This window comes from Seonamhaeicola sp. (assembly GCF_028281565.1).
In the GTDB taxonomy this organism is placed as follows: Bacteria; Bacteroidota; Bacteroidia; order Flavobacteriales; family Flavobacteriaceae; genus Seonamhaeicola.
Window position 1 is genome coordinate 53,733 of sequence record NZ_JANQJQ010000009.1, and the last position, 17,149, is coordinate 70,881.

15 protein-coding genes and 1 pseudogene are annotated in these 17,149 nt (G+C 33.9%); 1 reads left to right on the plus strand and 15 read right to left on the minus strand.

Annotated elements, in window-relative coordinates:
• Window position 1 precedes the first annotated feature (1 nt).
• The 11 genes and pseudogenes from Q0983_RS03575 to Q0983_RS03620 all read right to left on the minus strand — a co-directional run bounded on the left by Q0983_RS03575 (window position 2) and on the right by Q0983_RS03620 (window position 11,171).
• Window positions 2-1,264, minus strand: coding sequence for a nucleotide sugar dehydrogenase (locus tag Q0983_RS03575; RefSeq protein ID WP_299548843.1), 1,263 nt, complete (start codon window positions 1,262-1,264; stop codon window positions 2-4).
• Between the two features lie 27 nt (window positions 1,265-1,291).
• Window positions 1,292-1,612, minus strand: a pseudogene (locus Q0983_RS21365) (sugar nucleotide-binding protein); the annotation flags it as partial.
• A gap of 52 nt (window positions 1,613-1,664) precedes the next feature.
• Window positions 1,665-2,792, minus strand: a complete 1,128-nt coding sequence (wecB, locus tag Q0983_RS03580) for a UDP-N-acetylglucosamine 2-epimerase (non-hydrolyzing) (RefSeq protein WP_299548846.1) — start codon at window positions 2,790-2,792, stop codon at window positions 1,665-1,667.
• Window positions 2,792-3,583: a dTDP-4-dehydrorhamnose reductase gene (rfbD, locus tag Q0983_RS03585; protein ID WP_299548849.1), complete on the minus strand. Its 792-nt coding sequence runs from the start codon at window positions 3,581-3,583 to the stop codon at window positions 2,792-2,794. Before rfbD ends, wecB begins: the two co-directional genes overlap by 1 nt.
• Complete coding sequence (gene rfbC / locus Q0983_RS03590) at window positions 3,580-4,128, minus strand: dTDP-4-dehydrorhamnose 3,5-epimerase (protein ID WP_299548852.1); 549 nt, start codon at window positions 4,126-4,128, stop codon at window positions 3,580-3,582. The genes rfbD and rfbC overlap by 4 nt, the downstream gene beginning before the upstream one ends.
• Before the next feature lie 3 nt (window positions 4,129-4,131).
• Complete coding sequence (rfbA, locus tag Q0983_RS03595) at window positions 4,132-4,989, minus strand: glucose-1-phosphate thymidylyltransferase RfbA (RefSeq protein ID WP_299548855.1); 858 nt, start codon at window positions 4,987-4,989, stop codon at window positions 4,132-4,134.
• A complete protein-coding gene (gene rfbB, locus Q0983_RS03600; RefSeq protein ID WP_299548858.1) occupies window positions 4,990-5,997 on the minus strand; it encodes a dTDP-glucose 4,6-dehydratase in 1,008 nt (335 codons plus the stop codon).
• Between the two features lie 3 nt (window positions 5,998-6,000).
• Complete coding sequence (locus Q0983_RS03605; protein WP_299548860.1) at window positions 6,001-7,068, minus strand: hypothetical protein; 1,068 nt, start codon at window positions 7,066-7,068, stop codon at window positions 6,001-6,003.
• A gap of 12 nt (window positions 7,069-7,080) precedes the next feature.
• Window positions 7,081-8,772, minus strand: a complete 1,692-nt coding sequence (locus Q0983_RS03610; RefSeq protein ID WP_299548863.1) for a hypothetical protein — start codon at window positions 8,770-8,772, stop codon at window positions 7,081-7,083.
• Window positions 8,773-8,811: 39 nt separating this feature from the next.
• Complete coding sequence (locus tag Q0983_RS03615) at window positions 8,812-10,305, minus strand: GH3 auxin-responsive promoter family protein (RefSeq protein WP_299548866.1); 1,494 nt, start codon at window positions 10,303-10,305, stop codon at window positions 8,812-8,814.
• Window positions 10,305-11,171: a M23 family metallopeptidase gene (locus Q0983_RS03620; RefSeq protein ID WP_299548869.1), complete on the minus strand. Its 867-nt coding sequence runs from the start codon at window positions 11,169-11,171 to the stop codon at window positions 10,305-10,307. The genes Q0983_RS03615 and Q0983_RS03620 overlap by 1 nt, the downstream gene beginning before the upstream one ends.
• A 293-nt stretch (window positions 11,172-11,464) precedes the next feature.
• On the opposite strand from Q0983_RS03620, the gene tatA reads away from it, so the two are divergent.
• On the plus strand, window positions 11,465-11,647 hold the full coding sequence (gene tatA / locus Q0983_RS03625) for a twin-arginine translocase TatA/TatE family subunit (RefSeq protein WP_299548872.1): 183 nt from the start codon (window positions 11,465-11,467) through the stop codon (window positions 11,645-11,647).
• A gap of 69 nt (window positions 11,648-11,716) precedes the next feature.
• On the opposite strand, the gene Q0983_RS03630 is transcribed toward tatA, so the two are convergent.
• The 4 genes from Q0983_RS03630 to Q0983_RS03645 all read right to left on the minus strand — a co-directional run bounded on the left by Q0983_RS03630 (window position 11,717) and on the right by Q0983_RS03645 (window position 17,086).
• Window positions 11,717-12,724, minus strand: a complete 1,008-nt coding sequence (locus tag Q0983_RS03630) for a DUF4837 family protein (protein WP_299548875.1) — start codon at window positions 12,722-12,724, stop codon at window positions 11,717-11,719.
• 25 nt (window positions 12,725-12,749) lie between these two features.
• Window positions 12,750-14,315 (minus strand): LysM peptidoglycan-binding domain-containing protein, encoded by a 1,566-nt coding sequence (locus tag Q0983_RS03635; protein ID WP_299548878.1) that lies wholly within the window; start codon window positions 14,313-14,315, stop codon window positions 12,750-12,752.
• Window positions 14,316-14,721: 406 nt separating this feature from the next.
• On the minus strand, window positions 14,722-15,909 hold the full coding sequence (locus Q0983_RS03640) for a phosphoglycerate kinase (RefSeq protein ID WP_299548881.1): 1,188 nt from the start codon (window positions 15,907-15,909) through the stop codon (window positions 14,722-14,724).
• Between the two features lie 115 nt (window positions 15,910-16,024).
• Entirely contained in the window at window positions 16,025-17,086 is a 1,062-nt protein-coding gene (locus Q0983_RS03645) for a DUF2652 domain-containing protein (protein WP_299548884.1), read from the minus strand.
• Window positions 17,087-17,149: the final 63 nt, after the last annotated feature.

Here is a 17,149-nt window from a genome sequence, read left to right on the forward strand (position 1 = left end):
ATTAGAGTCTGTCTGTAATTATTTCTTTAGGTAAAAAGCTTTTGATATCATATACAACAGCATTAGTGTTACTTAATCTATTTATATCTATACCTTTAAATTCCTCATGTCCTACGGCCAATATTATAGTATCGTAAAGCCCTTTAGGTTTTTCTATTAAATTTATCCCATATTCGTGTAAAACTTCAACACTATCGGCTAAAGGATCAAATACATCCACTTCGATTCCAAATTCCTTAAGTTCATCTACAACATCTATAACTTTGGAGTTTCTTATATCCGGGCAGTTTTCTTTAAATGTAAACCCTAAAACTAATGCTCTGGCATCTTTTACTTTATGCCCTTCTTTAACCATTAGTTTTACTATTTTATTTGCAATATGCACTCCCATCTCATCATTAATCTTTCTACCCGCTAATATCACCTGCGGGTGATAACCTAAGCTCTCAGCTTTATGAGTTAGGTAAAATGGGTCTACGCCAATGCAGTGTCCTCCAACCAGTCCAGGCCGAAATGGTAAGAAATTCCATTTTGTCCCGGCAGCTTCCAAAACCTCTAAAGTATCAATATCCATTTCATCAAAAATCAAAGCTAATTCATTTACAAACGAAATATTTAAATCTCTTTGAGTGTTTTCAATTATTTTAGCAGCTTCTGCAACTTTAATTGAAGACGCTTTATGCGTCCCCGCTGAAACAATTGATGCATAAAGCTCATCAACCAATTCTGCTACCTCTTCGGTGCTACCCGAAGTTACCTTTACAATATTATGAACTCTTCTTATTTTATCTCCGGGGTTAATTCTTTCGGGTGAATATCCACAGAAAAAATCTCTATTAAACGTCATATTGCTCGATTCTTCCAATATGGGCACACAAATTTCCTCGGTACACCCAGGAAAAACAGTAGATTCGTATATAACCAAGTCTCCTTTGGAAATATATTTACCAACTAATTCGCTTGCATTCTTAATCGGTTTTAAATCTGGTTGTTTGAAAGAATCTATTGGAGTTGGAACCGTTATAATATATATATTTGCGGTTATTAAATCTTTCTCGCTTGAAGTATAATTAACTTTATTTGACTTTAAATCTTCACTGGATACTTCATTTGTATGATCAATTCCATCATTTAGTTCTTTAACCCGATTAAAATCGATATCATATCCTAATACATTAAAGGTTTTTTTACTAAATTCTATTGCTAAGGGTAAGCCGACATATCCTAATCCTATAATGGCAATTATGTCTTTTTTCTTGTCCATTTATTTTATAAGTTCTATAATTCATTTTTAAGTATTATTCATACTTAAAATACTAGATTTAGGTCTTTCGGCAAAAGTACGATAATTCTCTACCTCAACAAGCTTTATTTTATTCAAAAGTTTGTGCTCTATTAAAATCTTTTTTGCAAAATCATACCAAGACATCGATTCATTATCTGTAAAATGATAAATACCAAATTTGCGATTTTTATCAATGATAACTTTAATAATAAACTTAGATAAATTGATCATATTTGTAGGGCACCCTATTTGGCCTTTAGTTATAGAAAGCTGTGATCCTTTTTTCCTTTTTTCAACAATAGTCCTATAAAAATTATGACCATACTTTTTACTATATAACCCAAACCAATCATTACTACACTAGGTGTATTCCCAGTATTTAATTTTTTGAAATATATTCTACAATACGTTCACAAGCTTTGCCATCCCCATAAGGATTATGCAACTTGCTCATATCTTGATAAGACTCTTTATCTTTTAAGAGTTTTTCTGTTTCCGAAATTATTCTATCTTTATTTGTTCCTACTAAAATCACTGTACCTGCATCCACAGCCTCTGGTCTTTCTGTAGTATTTCGCATTACCAAAACAGGTTTACCTAAACTTGGAGCCTCTTCTTGAACACCTCCGCTATCTGTGATTATTAAATAAGATTCATTCATAAGCCATACAAAGGCAGGGTAAGAAAGAGGAGCTATTAAATCAATATTTTCTACGTTATTTAATAAATTATAAACGGGTTCCTGTACATTTGGGTTTAAATGTACAGGATATATAATCTGGGTATCCGGGTTATTTGATGCTATTTGTTTTAAGGCTGCACAAATATTTATAAACCCCTGACCATGATTTTCACGTCTATGACCAGTGACTAAAATTAACTTTTTGTTTGTATTTATAAAGTTTTTCAACTTCTCTACTTCATTATCGTGAAAATTATCAGAATTAACCTTTTCTACACTAAATTTAAGAGCGTCTATAACTGTATTCCCGGTAATTAATATTGATTCAGGTGTCTTATTTTCATTTATTAAATTTTGTTTAGAAGTTTCAGTAGGTGAAAAGTGAATATTTGAAACAACTCCAGTCACACATCTATTCATTTCTTCAGGGAAAGGAGATTTCAGGTTAAAAGTACGTAAGCCAGCCTCTACATGACAAACTTTTGCTCCGGAATAAAAAGCTGCTATACTTGAAGCCATTGTAGTGGTTGTGTCTCCGTGAACATATACATAGTCAGGATTAAAATCTTCTAACGTTTCTTTCAGCCCTAAAAAGATATCGGCAGTAAGGCTATACAGGTTTTGGTTTGGTTTCATTAAATTTAGATCATAATCTGGTATAATCTCAAAAAAATCAAGAACCTGATCTAACATTTCACGGTGCTGTGCGGTAATGCAAACTTTTGTATCAAAAGAGTCTTCGTATTTTAAAAACTCTTTTACTAAAGGTGCCATTTTTATGGCTTCTGGCCTGGTGCCAAAAACAATTAAATTTTTTTTTTTCATTATTCATTAATAGCTAAAACACTATATAAAGGCCTTTTGGCAAAAGTACGATAATTCTCTACCTCAACAAGCTTTATTTTATTCAAAAGCTTGTGCTCCATTAAAATTTTTTTTGCAAAATCATACCAAGACATCGATTCATTATCTGTAAAATGATAAATACCAAATTTGCGATTTTTATCAATAATAACTTTAATAATAAACTTAGATAAATTGATCGTATTTGTAGGGCAACCTATTTGGTCTTTAGTTATAGAAAGTTGTAGCCCTTTTTTCCCTTTTTCAACAATGGTCCTGTAAAAATTATGCCCATACTTTTTACTATACAACCAAGATGTTCTAATAATGAAGTATTGGTTTAATATATCTTTAATATACTTTTCTCCTAAAAGTTTAGATTTTCCATATTCGTTTATTGGATTAGGAACATCTTGAACCGTATATGGCTCTTGTTTTTCTCCATCAAACACATAATCTGTAGAAATATGAATTAAAGCTACATGGTAAGTTTTACACATTTCAGCCAAATTTTTAACCCCTTCAGCATTTATCTTATAAGCAATTTCGGGAGTTTTCTCTGCTTGTTCTACATTGGTGTATGCCGCACAATTGATGCAATAATCAAATTTATTCTTACCAAAAAAAGAATTTAAGTCATGGCGTTTTATAATATTTAATTTACTCTTTGAAACAAAAGTAAAATCCAACCCTAATGTGTTACTAGAATATAACTCTTGAATTGTTTTCCCTAACTGCCCTTTTGCTCCCGTAACTAATATTCTTTTGTTCATGGACCTTGAAAAAACTCTTCAAATGTTGGTAAATTTTTATCTTTATCTGATAAAATAAGCTGAGTAGAAATATTCCAATCAATGTCTAGTTGCTTATCATTATACAATATACCAGCTTCTGATTCCTTACAATAATAATTATCACACTTATACGAAAAAATAGTGTTATTTTCTAAAACGTGAAAACCATGAGCAAATCCTTTTGGAATATAAAGCTGTTTGTGGCTTTTATCATCTAAAATAATAGAAAAGTGCCTCCCAAAAGTCATGGAGTTTTCTCTTATATCAACGCATACATCCAATACTTTTCCTTTGATGACATGCACTAATTTAGCCTGTGCAAATTCTCCTCTTTGAAAATGTAAACCTCTTAAAACTCCTTTAGAAGATTTCGATTGATTGTCTTGTACAAAATTGACATTGACGTGTGTTTCTTTCTCAAATACACTTTTATTGAAACTTTCAAAAAAATAGCCTCGACTATCTTTAAATACCTTTGGCGTTATTATATAGCAACCTTTTAAATATGTTTCTTCAACGATCATTCTCTATATTAATTGTTGAAGGTACTTACCATAGCCACTCTTAAGTAGTGGGTGCGCCAATTTACTGAGCTGTTCTTTATCAATAAACCCCATCTTATAGGCTATCTCTTCAATACACCCTATTTTTTGTCCTTGACGTTCTTCAATAACCTGAACAAACTGTGAGGCTTGCATTAAAGACGCAAAGGTTCCTGTATCTAACCAGGCTGTCCCCTTGTCTAAAATTTGGACATTCAACAATCCCTGATTCAAATATACTTTGTTAATATCTGTAATTTCCAACTCATCCCTACCACTTGGTTTAATTTTTTTAGCAATTTCAACTACTGAATTATCATAAAAATAAATACCTGGAACTACATAATTGGATTTTGGCTTTTCAGGCTTCTCTTCAATTGATATTACCTTGTTATACTCATCGAAATTAACTACACCGTATCGTTGAGGGTCCTGAACGTGGTAGGCAAAAATAATACCTCCAACAGGATTGACTAACCCCTTTAAAGTTTTGCTTAAACCAGAACCATAAAAAATATTATCTCCTAAAATTAACGCCACATTATCATCACCTATAAACTTTTCTCCAATAAGAAAAGCTTCTGCCAGCCCTTTAGGTTGTTCCTGGATAGCATATTCAAACTTGCAACCATAATTACTACCATCGCCCAATAGGTCTTTAAACCTATCAATATCTGTTGATGTAGTAATAATTAAAATGTCATTTATACCTGCCGACAAAAGTGTAGTTAAAGGATAATATATCATAGGTTTATCATACACAGGCATGAGTTGCTTACTTACTACTTTGGTAAGTGGATAAAGTCTTGTTCCTGATCCTCCCGCTAATATTATTCCTTTCATTTAACCAATATACTTGTTAATATACCACGCTATGGTTTTCACTATACCTGATTCGAAATTTTCCTTTGCTTTCCATCCTAGTTGTTCTTCAATTTTTCTGGCATCAATCGCATACCTGAAATCATGACCTGGTCTATCCCTAACAAAGGTTATTTGTTTTTTATATGATGCCTTCTTAGGTCTTATTTTGTCCAAAATCTCACATATAGTGTTAGCAATATATAAATTATTCCGCTCGTTTCGACCTCCAATATTATATGTCTCCCCTGAAACACCTTTTGAGAAAACTATATCAATTCCTTGACAATGATCTTCTACATACAACCAATCTCTAATATTCTTTCCATCTCCATATATTGGAATTTTTTCTCCTTCTAAGGCTTTTCTAATTATAGTTGGTATTAATTTTTCATCATGTTGCTTAGGTCCGTAATTATTTGAACAATTTGTGGTAACTACATTCATCCCATAAGTATGATAATAGCTTCTAACAATAAAATCTGATGAAGCTTTAGAGGCGCTATATGGACTATTAGGAGCATATGACGTTCGTTCTGTAAACAATCCTGTTTTTCCAAGTGTACCATAAACCTCATCTGTAGAAATATGATGAAATCGTGAAGTTTTATACTCCTCTCTTACCTTAAACGGCGATTCCATCCAATGATTCTTAGCAACATCTATTAAATTAAATGTCCCAATAATATTGGTATTTATAAACTCATCAGGACTATCTATTGAATTATCTACATGAGATTCAGCTGCAAAGTGAATAACGCCTTTAAAGCTATACTGATTGAATAAACTTTCAATTAAACTTCTATCACAAATATCCCCTTTAATAAAGGTATAATTTGAATGATTTTCAACCCCTTTTAAATTATTAAGAGTTCCTGCATAAGTAAGTTTATCTACATTAACTATACTAACATGAGGGTTTTGTTTAAGCAAATAAACTATAAAGTTTGAACCTATAAAACCTGCCCCCCCTGTTATCAAAATATTCATGTATTATACCTTATCCTTAAACTGTTCTAAATACTTTATAAACTGAAGTCCTAATAATACGAAGAAGGTTAGCCCAGTAAAAATAATACCGTAAAATACTTTACCACTTACAGATATTCCTAATAGCTCCTTTTTATTATCTATAGAGCCACTGTCTTGTTTACTGGATGTTATTTCAATGATATGCTCCTTATCTGCAATTTCCCTTTCAATATCCACCAATTCTTGTTTTAGTTCTATTGACTTATTGTAAAGCTCAAACTCCTTGGTAGAACTTGTTTCTTCCATATTAGAAGATATCTTAATTTTTGATTGAAACTCGTTATCATTTTCTGCTGATTTTACAATGGCTTTTTGATAAACATCTAATAGAGTATCAGACATAATTAATGCTTCCGATATGGCCAAAGCCTGATCTTTAAGCTCTCTTAAATCCTTTTCCTGTTCCCTTTTAAAATAAGCGTTCGAGTTAATGTTTGCAATAATCTTATCAAATACTGTTTTAAAGTTATTTCGCTCTTTAGCTTTAATTGTAATTTGCTGATATTGATGATGATAATCCTCTGAATTTCCTAAAAAAGTTTTATACTCAACTGTTTTTGCTACCGTCGTATCAAGTGTTTTAAGGTACTTGTCGTATTCCTGCAGTTTTTGATTTTTGCTAATTACAGACTCCATATTAAAATCTAAAATAGATGCTGCTTCTTCAGGTTTAATCTCCAAAACAGTTTCTAATGTACCTACATCCCCCTGCTTAACTAAGTCGTTATAATAGATAATAGAATTGTACAGGTTTTCACCCGTATTGTAATTTTGCTTTATCGTAACATATGATTTATAAACAGGATCTGATGTTTTCTCCAACAAAACACTTAATCCTGTTCCTAATGTTCCTGCTATTACCAATTTTATGAAATGTTTTTTAATAAAAAACACCAACCAAACAAATGCCAAAAACAGCCTGTTAAGAATGCTTCCAATAAACTTAAAAAGTTTATCAAACATATTACTAATCATTTTAAACAACTGTCCTAAATCTACTTCTTCAGATTGTTGTGTGTCTTTACTCATAATTGTATTCTGTTAGTTTAATATTTGTTCTAAAATAGTTCTTGTTATTAAATAGGTTGGTTTAACTCCGGTAGTCCCTAAACCACCCGAAGCTAATGTTGCTCCTGTTTCCAGAGGGTTATCACTGGCATAATAGGCATATCTCACTTTTACATCGGAACAAATACTTCCTCTTACTTTTGAAGCAGCCTGTATGGCTTTTTGGTAATGCGCTCCTTCCATTTCCAAACCAATGACTTGCCAGGTGGAATTATAAAAGAACTTTAAAATGTCTTTATTCTGAAGCGATGTTCCCAAAACGGTGATCATGGTGCCTTCATAAACATCTACTCCCTGACCTTCCAGGTCTTCCTTTCCTAATTCATTTTTAAACGGATAATTATCTGCTGTTCCCTCAAAAATGTGCGCTGACGGAATCATAATATCTCCTTTTCCACCTTCCAAAATGCCTGCTTTACCCATAATAGACATAGATTCAACATTTAAATGAACTTGACCGCCATTCTTTTTATAAGGTTTCAATAACTCGTCAATGGTTTCATAGGCCTGTTCCCCAAAAGCATAATCCATTACCAAAATAACCGGTTTATTTTCTTTTAAAGCAGACTCATTAGCATTTATATCAATCTTGGATATATCAATTTTACCTGTGTCAAAAATTTGAACATCGATATTTGTTCCGGACGCATCTTTTATATACAGCATGCCATTTTGCAAGGCCAGCGCATTGACTTTATTACGTAAGGCTTCATTTTCTTTATTACTTAAAGCTTCATAAACCTCAAAAATATCCTTTTTAGAAGCTAAGGTCTTTAACGCTGAAGGTGCAAAAAGTGTATTCATAACACTATGCATGTTGGCACTAATAATGTGAATTGGCCTGTCCAGTAAATTATTTTTGAACAGAACTTCCTTAATGTTATCTGCCCAAATTTCACCATGGATATGATGCCCAATCCGTTCTCTTAAAACCGGACTAAAAGTAACTGTTCTTTTATTATTATTTACTTGTTCCTCTATGGCCAGTTTACCAAGCCAATAAACAATATGCAATAATCTTTCCGGTTGTTTAGGTGTAGAAAAATCTTCGTAAACTGCCCTTAGCTCATTAAACGTTCTTCCTAAAATATTCGCGGTATGGGTAATAGCAATTTCACGCTCCTCCTTTGTAAGCTTCTTTTTTGACAAAACTGCTTTTTCAAGCTTTTCCCAATCTCTTGTAGTTAAGCCTTCTTCATCATTTATTAAAACGCGGTTACTAATTTTATGAGATTCGACAAAAAGAAACGTAAGATGTGTTAAAATATCGTAGATTTCAGAACGGCCTCTGGTAATCTCAATATTCATTTGCTCGTCATCAATCCTGTAACAATTCCTGCGTCTTTTCTCTGGAATTATGGGCTTAAAATGTGAATTAGAATAGCCTTCATCACTTGTTAAATTGATAAAAGTACATTCTTCAATCCCTTCAGGAAGCCTGTCTATAACATAAAGTAAACCTTCCAGTTCGGCTTTTTCGTCACCTATGGAGCCATAAATTTCCGGTCGTAAAAGTAGTAATGAATTACGAAGCATTTCACCTGAAACACCCATAGGTTTATAAAACCCCCGAATAAACAAATGGCGCATGGTAATATACATCCTTTCAATAGCATTCGAACTCTCTTGAGCTCTTGTTCTTTCGTGATGCTTTATATTACTCATTAGCGCTTTTTTTCCTTGCCAAAGATAATACTATTTGATTTAATTTGTGTACGGAAAATCGTCAACCAGTTTTCTGTCGTTAGAAAGTCTCGGAAGCTTATTTTGCCCTCCCAATTTCCCAATGGATTTCATATAATTTTTAAATCCGTCTTTTTTAACCGGTGTGATTTTTAAAGTTTGCAGTACATGACCCTGAATTAAATCGAAGTAATATGTATTTTGTTTTTGAAGCGACTCATCTATTTTTTTGGCTAAAGCCGAAAGATCTTTAGGCTCTTCTTCAAACTCAATAAACCATTCGTGATACGGCAACCCTTCTTTTGGATTGATTTGGGGTGCTACGGTAAACTCCGAAACGCTTATACCAGTTTTAGCTGTCGCCTCCTGAATAGCTTGCTCAACTTCCTTACCAATAACGTGTTCACCAAAGGCAGAAATAAAATGTTTAATCCTACCGGAAACTATAACCCGATATGGATTTGTAGAAGTAAACTCAACTGTGTCACCAATATTGTATGCCCACAAACCAGCGTTTGTTGAAATTATCATTACATAATTTACGCCAACCTCAACATCCTTAATAGTGATTCGTTTAGGGTTTTCATCAAAGAATTCATCAGCCTTTATAAACTCATAAAATATTCCTGAGTTTAGCTGAAGCAACATGCCCTTTTCATTCTGTTTATCCTGAAACGCAAAAAAACCTTCGCTTGCAGGATATAACTCTATACTATCAACTTTTCGTCCTATCAAGTTTTCAAACTTGGTCCTGTATGGCTCGTAATTGACGCCTCCAAAAATGAAAAGATTGAAATTTTTAAAAATGTCTCCAACCGGTTTACCTGTTTTTTGAATGAGCTTCTCAAAATACATTTGCACCCAGGAGGGAATCCCTGAAATAATAGTCATGTTTTCCGGCAGGGTTTCTTCAACAATGGCATCCACTTTAGTTTCCCAGTCTTCTATACAATTGGTTTCCCAAGAGGGTAATCTGTTTTTTTGAAGGTACTTAGGCACATAATGGGCTACGATACCTGAAAGCCTTCCTAGTTTTACACCATTTTGTTCATTTAAAATGGGGCTTCCCTGGAGGAATATCATTTTGCCGTCTACAAACTTGGTATTTCCGGTTTCATGGATATACATTAAAATGGCATTTCTGGCGGCCTCAACATGACTAGGCATGCTTTCTTTGGTTATAGGAATATATTTTGCTCCTGATGTGGTTCCCGATGTTTTGGCAAAATAGATGGGCTTTCCCGTCCAAAGGATATCTTCTTCTCCATCAACAACTCTGTCTACGTAAGGCTTTAGCGCTTCATAATCTCTTACGGGAACTCGTTTTACAAAATCTCCATACGAATTTATACTAATAAAATCATGGTCCTTTCCAAACTGTGTCCTGGCAGCTGTAGAGATTAATTCCTGAAAAACTTTTTCCTGTGTTTTAACCGGGTTGTTAGCCCATTTTTGAATGCTTTTATAAATACGTTTTGCAAATGGTTTTGCTAAAGCAGATTTTATTGATAACATTATTTAAAATCTATAAAATTTGTTGGATTGATAGGATACCCGTCGTTCCAAAGTTCAAAATGTAAATGAGGCCCTGTTGAAAGTTCTCCGGTATTTCCTGCGGTGGCAATTACTTCACCTGCTTTGACCAAATCACCTTGAGATTTAGTGAGTCCAGCATTGTGTTTATACACCGAAATAAGTCCGTAACTATGCTCCAAAATAATGACATAACCTGTGCCTGCTGTCCATTCAGCAAAAATAACAATCCCATCGGCTGTAGCCTTAACAGGAGTGTCTTTAGGTACCACAACATCAACGGCATAGTGCTTTTCTTTTAAATTGTAATGCTCACTAATGGTACCGCTAACCGGAGGGAATAACACAAAATTTGTGGCTGAGGTAGCAGATTCAAACAGGTTGTACTTATCTTCTTTATCTACTTTTTCTCTTAAAAGAGAATCTTCCGCCGTAGGTGCAAAATCTACCTCACTTGCTTCTAACTTTACTGCTTCAATAATAGAATCTTTATTGAAGTCAACAGTGCTAACATCGCCTTTCAATACTTTTTTTATGGAGCCATAATACAACTCGTTCATTGCTATTACTTGTTGTAACGAGTCTGTTTTAAAGTTAAGCTCAGTCGCTTTCTTTTTTAATGCTGTTGAAGAATATCCGGGAATGTATTCTCTTAAAGGCGTAAATGCAATTAATAAAAAAGTAAGTGTTATTAAAAACATTGCTGATAAAGACCCCAAAACAAAAACATTTAGCCTTGTTAATTTAAAAGATAAGCGTTCTTCAAAAGTAAGTTCATTAAGTATGACCAACCTATACTTATCCAGTAGTTTCTTTTTTATTTTTTTAGGCTCCTTTTTTTTCTTCATGAAAAGCAAAAATAACGAATTTCTTATAACCAACTATTCCTGAAACCAGAGTTTCAGAAGTATTCGGGCTTCTTTACTTACATACTAAAGTAATCTTAAAAATTCTATTTATTTTTCAGATTCCCGATTTCTCGGGAACGACAATTTCAACAGAAACTCTTAAGCAATGCTTTAGAGAATTCACTATTATTAAATAAAATTATTGCAAGACTAATTTTTGTACATATTAAAGTTATGCTTTAAACGACATTATTAAACTTTAATTATTAACTTTGTTCTTTAAATTAATTATTATGAGCTTATATATGTTACCCTTAGCTATTGGACCCTGGCAAATAGCTTTAATAGTTGTTGTAGTTTTACTGTTGTTTGGCGGAAAGAAAATACCGGAATTAATGCGAGGTTTGGGAAGTGGCATTAAGGAGTTTAAAGATGCCAGTAAAGAGGAAAATGGCGAAAGCGACAAAAAAGAATAACTTTATTTTATTTATAATGAAAAGGGCAACATAACGTTGCCCTTTTTTGTTATCCGTATTTATATTAAATCATTCAATTTTAACCGATTTAATAATAGCCTCTAATTCCAGCATATAGTTGCGTTTTTCAACCGAAGGTGCGAATATAAAGCCTTCCACACCAACCCAGCGTTTGTTCACTTTGTCTTCAATAGTGTAGTTTATAAAAGAACCTCCCATAAAATCATTTGTCAACTCCCAAATACCTTTGGTTTCAAAAGCCGGTTTATTATCAATAATGGTTTCTCCGTGAAATGGTGTATAAGCATCCTCTGTAACCATAAAAGAACTAATGGTTGTACCATCAGTATCAATATTACCATCAAGCCTGCCTTTAAAATAGGCTTGCCCAATAGAGTCTCTAATTTTTATTATTTGTACCACTGTGCTGTCGTTCCTTTTAATTGCATCATATGGTAATTCATAAATCATTAAATGCGAATGACCTGTAGTAATATCTTTTCTAAGCCAAAAGAAATTGTCACTTTCTTTTGCCAGGTCATAAATGGAAGGAAATTTAATAGTTAACCCCAACTTTTCTTTTATGGAAGTAAAGTTATGAGGTGATTTAGCCATTTGACGTTGCCTTTCAGCAATCTCCATAGTTCTAAAGGTTTCTGTTATTTTATCACCATTTTCGGTTACCAAATCAATAATATCTTGTTTTGTATTACCGGAAAGAAGAATCACTTTTTGCGGTTTAGCATAAATATTTTCTTTAATGGTCATTCCGGGCGCTTTATTCATTTCAATCTTTAATATGGTCCTGTTTCTTGTTACAAATCCTGAAAATACAGAAGGGGGGATTTGGCTCAATGTGAACAACGGTTCATCTTGCGGAAGCCCATAGATAGTTTTGGTTAATACACCTCTTATGGCTTCGCCAACCCTTCCATTCCATAAATCATTATCTACAATAACCGAAACGTGATTGATGTTTCCACTAGAATCATAAAGAAATCTTTTAGGGGTTTTGTTTTTGTCCTGGCAGGACATTACAACCAACAACAAGAAGGCTAACAGAAGGATTTTTTTCATTAGTACATTATATTTATTTGAGGAACTATCCTTTGGATATTTTAAGTTTCATTCCCGGTTTTAAATTATTACCACTAATACCGTTCCAATCTCTTATATTTTGAATAGAAACTCCAGAAAATTTTTGAGAAATACTCCATAACGAATCACCGCTCTTAACCGTATAGATAATAACATCACCTGTAAGTGGTTTGGTTATGGTTGCTTTTTTTGATGTAGCTGTTGATGATGCCACAGGTGGCGTATAAGGTTTTCTCGGGTATATGGTCAAACGTTGTCCAATTTGCAAATTGTTAGAACGCAAACCGTTCCAACGTTTAATCTGACTGACCCTAACACCATAACGCCTGGCTATTTTTCCTAAGTAATCACCGGAACGAACTTTGTAACGTACTCTATCGGTAGCATTGAAAAATTGCGGTAAGGGCTTTTCTCTTTTTGCAAATTCTTTCTTTACAAAGGCATAAATTTTTTCTTCATTGTTTACAAAAGTGCCAACAACTTCTATGGGAAGTCTCAAATAATAGTGCTCTCCTTTTATTACCGGAATGATATCTAATTTATACGAAGGATTTAAAAACTGAAGCTGTTCAACAGGTGTTCCGGTAACTTCAGAAACCTGATCTAAAGTAATCATACTTTTAACCAGTACCGTGTCTGTTTCAGCAAGTGCAAACTCCGGTTTCACCTTTTTAAAACCATGTTCTTCGGCATATTCAAAAATGTACATATTTGCTAAAAATGCTGGTAAATAGCCTGCGGTTTCTCTTGGTAAATTGTGCCTGATATTCCAATAGTTCTTATACCCTCCGGAACGCCGTATAGCCTTGGTGACATTTCCCGGACCGGAGTTGTAAGCGGCCAGAGCCAAATCCCAATCACCAAAAATCTCATATAGTTTTGCCAGATATTTTGTAGCTGCTTTGGTAGACTTAATCGGGTCACTACGTTCGTCAACATAACTACTCACATCCAATCCGTACATTTTACCGGTACTAAACATAAATTGCCATAATCCGGTAGCACCTACTCTTGATTTTGCTCTTGGTTTTAATGCCGATTCTACAATGGCCAAATACTTTATTTCTAATGGAATATTGCTATTATCTAACTCACGTTCAAACATGGGGAAGTAGAAATCACTTAAAGTTAGAAGCCTTTGAATGAGATCTCTTCTGTGTTTTAAATACGATTTAATAACACTTTCTAGAGAAGGATTGTACTCCACATTAAACGGTGTTCTGGCATTAAGGGCTTCAAGCCTGGCTTTTAACGTATCGGTTGGTAGTTCCGGATAGTCAACTTCTTTAAAGTCTAATTCCGAAACCGTTTTGTAGATCGTATCAAACAGGCTATTGCTATATAACTCTTCAAGCCATTTTTCATCTATACCTGCCGCCAATTCATGGTCTTCCAGTTTTTTAATGTTTGTACTGTCAGTAATCGCTTCAATGGGTGTCGCAAGTTGGTTTTTTCCATCAACAACAGTGTCTTTAACTTGTTCTGCTGACGGCAAAACAGGATCCGGAGCTTGTGAAAAGCAAAGTGATGAGCCTAAAAATAATATGAATATATAAAAACGAAAAGCCATAATATCTATTCCATGTGAACGATAGTATGGCTAAAATCGTATTTTTTATGGGAAATAAAAAATTTCTTAAAAAAACTGATCCAATATAGATAGTTTTACGGCATTTTCTTCCTTACAAAATTTTTTATTTCAGATTCCCGTATTCACGAGAATGACAACTTTAATGGAAACCACAAGGCTTACCCCTTGTGGAGTTTTTTTCGATTTGAAAACTTAAATAAAGAATTTCAACAAATTATTTATATCCCTAATCATGTTCAGAGTTTACAAGAATGTAAACAAATGTCCCCTTGAGGGGACTATAGGGGTGTGTTCTATAGTAATGACAAAAACACCTCCCTTAATCCCTCCTCAAGGAGGGAATTCCAAATATTGTTAGGATTAGTACTTGTTCTAAAAGTCAAGTTTATTCCAAAATAGCAGCTATTCCCGGCAACGTTTTTCCTTCTAAACTCTCTAACATGGCACCACCACCGGTACTAACATAGCTTACCTTATCCTGGAACCCGAATTGTTTTACAGCTGCCACAGAATCTCCTCCACCAACAAGTGAGAAAGCACCATCTTTAGTGGCCTTGGCAATGGAATTCCCTAAGTCTATTGTTCCTCCTGCAAAACTTTCCATTTCAAAAACACCTAACGGTCCGTTCCAAAGAATGGTTTTAGATTGCATGACAACCTCATGGAATTGCGCTCTGGACTTTGGGCCGGCATCAACACCTTCCCAGCCGTCAGGAATTGCATCAATATCTACTATTTGTGTGTTGGCATCGTTACTAAAATCGTCAGCAGCAATAGTATCCACCGGAATGTGAACCTGTACATTCTTTTCTTTGGCCTGTTTTAAAATATTTAAGGCTAACTCTTGCTTATCGTCTTCACAGATGGAATTACCAATGCTTCCGCCCTGAGCCTTTACAAAAGTAAATGCCATACCACCCCCAATGATCAGGTGATCCACTTTATCTAAAATGTTTTCTATTATGGTGATTTTAGACGATACTTTAGCGCCGCCAAGAATGGCTAAAACAGGTTTTTCACCTGTCTCCATTACTTTCTTAATACTGTCTATTTCCTGAGCTAACAGACTTCCAAAGCATTTATCCTGTGGGAAGAACTGAGCAACAATGGTTGTAGATGCATGCGCCCTGTGAGCCGTTCCAAAAGCATCGTTTACATAAATATCGCCTAATTTTGATAGCTTTTCTGCAAAACCAACATCACCTGCTGTTTCTTCTTTATAAAAACGAAGGTTTTCCAATAATAAAATCTGCCCCGGTTCTAAATTTGCAGCAGCAGCTTCAACATCGTCTCCTATACAATCGACAACAAACTTAACCTCAACGCCTAAGACATCTTCAACCTTTCCTACAATGTGTTTTAATGAAAATTCATCCTGGAACCCTTTTGGACGCCCAAGATGAGACATTAAAACACAGCTTCCGCCGTCTTCTAAAATTTTAACAATGGTTGGTTTAGCCGATATAATTCTTGTAGCATCGGTTACTTCAAAATTTTCGTTTAAAGGCACATTAAAATCTACACGGATTAAGGCTTTTTTATTTTCGAAATTAAAATCGTTTAGCGTCTTCATTTTTATAGTATTAACTAATTAGTTCAGCAAAAATAACTAATTAAACAGCACTAAAAAATGCCTTTTTTAACGAAAACGTTTGAAGTGAAAAATATTTTTAAAAAAACTGGTTTTCTTACTCTTTTTTGATAGAAAATCCGGAATCTATAAGGGTAATAAGCTCATTGAAATTCTCTAAAATAGCTGATTTCAGTTTTTTCCTTAAAAGGGGCTTCATAATAATCCCTAAGGGTTTAAAATCTGCAAAAACCTCAATAGCTACTTTGGTAATACCCTCTTCAATCTCTTCTAAAACAAAATAATTGCTCATTCGTTTTGTAAAGGGAAAATCGGTGGTAGATTCACCGTAGACCATTTGATTTTCAGACACCGCCTTAGTTACAGTGGTTTGACTCACTTCCTGGTTATTAACCAAACATTTATGTTTTAGACCGGCTCTATTTACTTTATTTTTTTCGTATTCCAAATCATCAATTCCTTTAACCCAAAGCAATCTATAGTCAAAATTACTCAGGATTTCATAAAGCTCTACGGAAGGCATTTTAACCTCAACCGTTTCTTTAATTAAGCATGTTTTGGGAACATCACTTGGTATTGGGTCAATATCAGGCAGGTTTTCTTTTAAGTGAGAGAGTTCATTATAAGAGAATACAATATCACCAAAATCGTAAGTCGCTTTTAATTGTTGTTTGTTTTCTTTTTCAATCGGTAAAACTTTTTCTGTAAAAAGCGCATATTCATTTAACGGCACTTCATTTTTTAGTAAACGATGCACTTGAATCACGTTACTACCATAGGGTTTTTTAGAATCTTTTACTTGAATAAACTCAATCTCACCATAATGCACCACAAATTTAATCTTCAAATTATAAGCCGACGAGCAAGCACCACAATGACAAATACGCTGATATTCATAACGCTTTATATGTGTATGAAACGCCAAGTACATGGCTTCGATTTGTTGTTCTATAACCACTACGTCAACCTGATCTTCCAACTTGTATAAAAACAAGGCATCGCCTTCAATTTCTGCTAATTCCAAACCCATGGTATTGCTATCTATTAACAATTCCAAAAGCTCAGAAATAATATGCCTGCTATGACTTATGTCTGTATGATGAACAAACTCCGTAAAGCCGGAAATATCCGGAATAAAAAGTATAGCGTTATGGGTCATTCTTTACTTTGATTGGTTTTAGAACTATAAAAATAAGACGATTTAAATTTATTTTGTTACAAA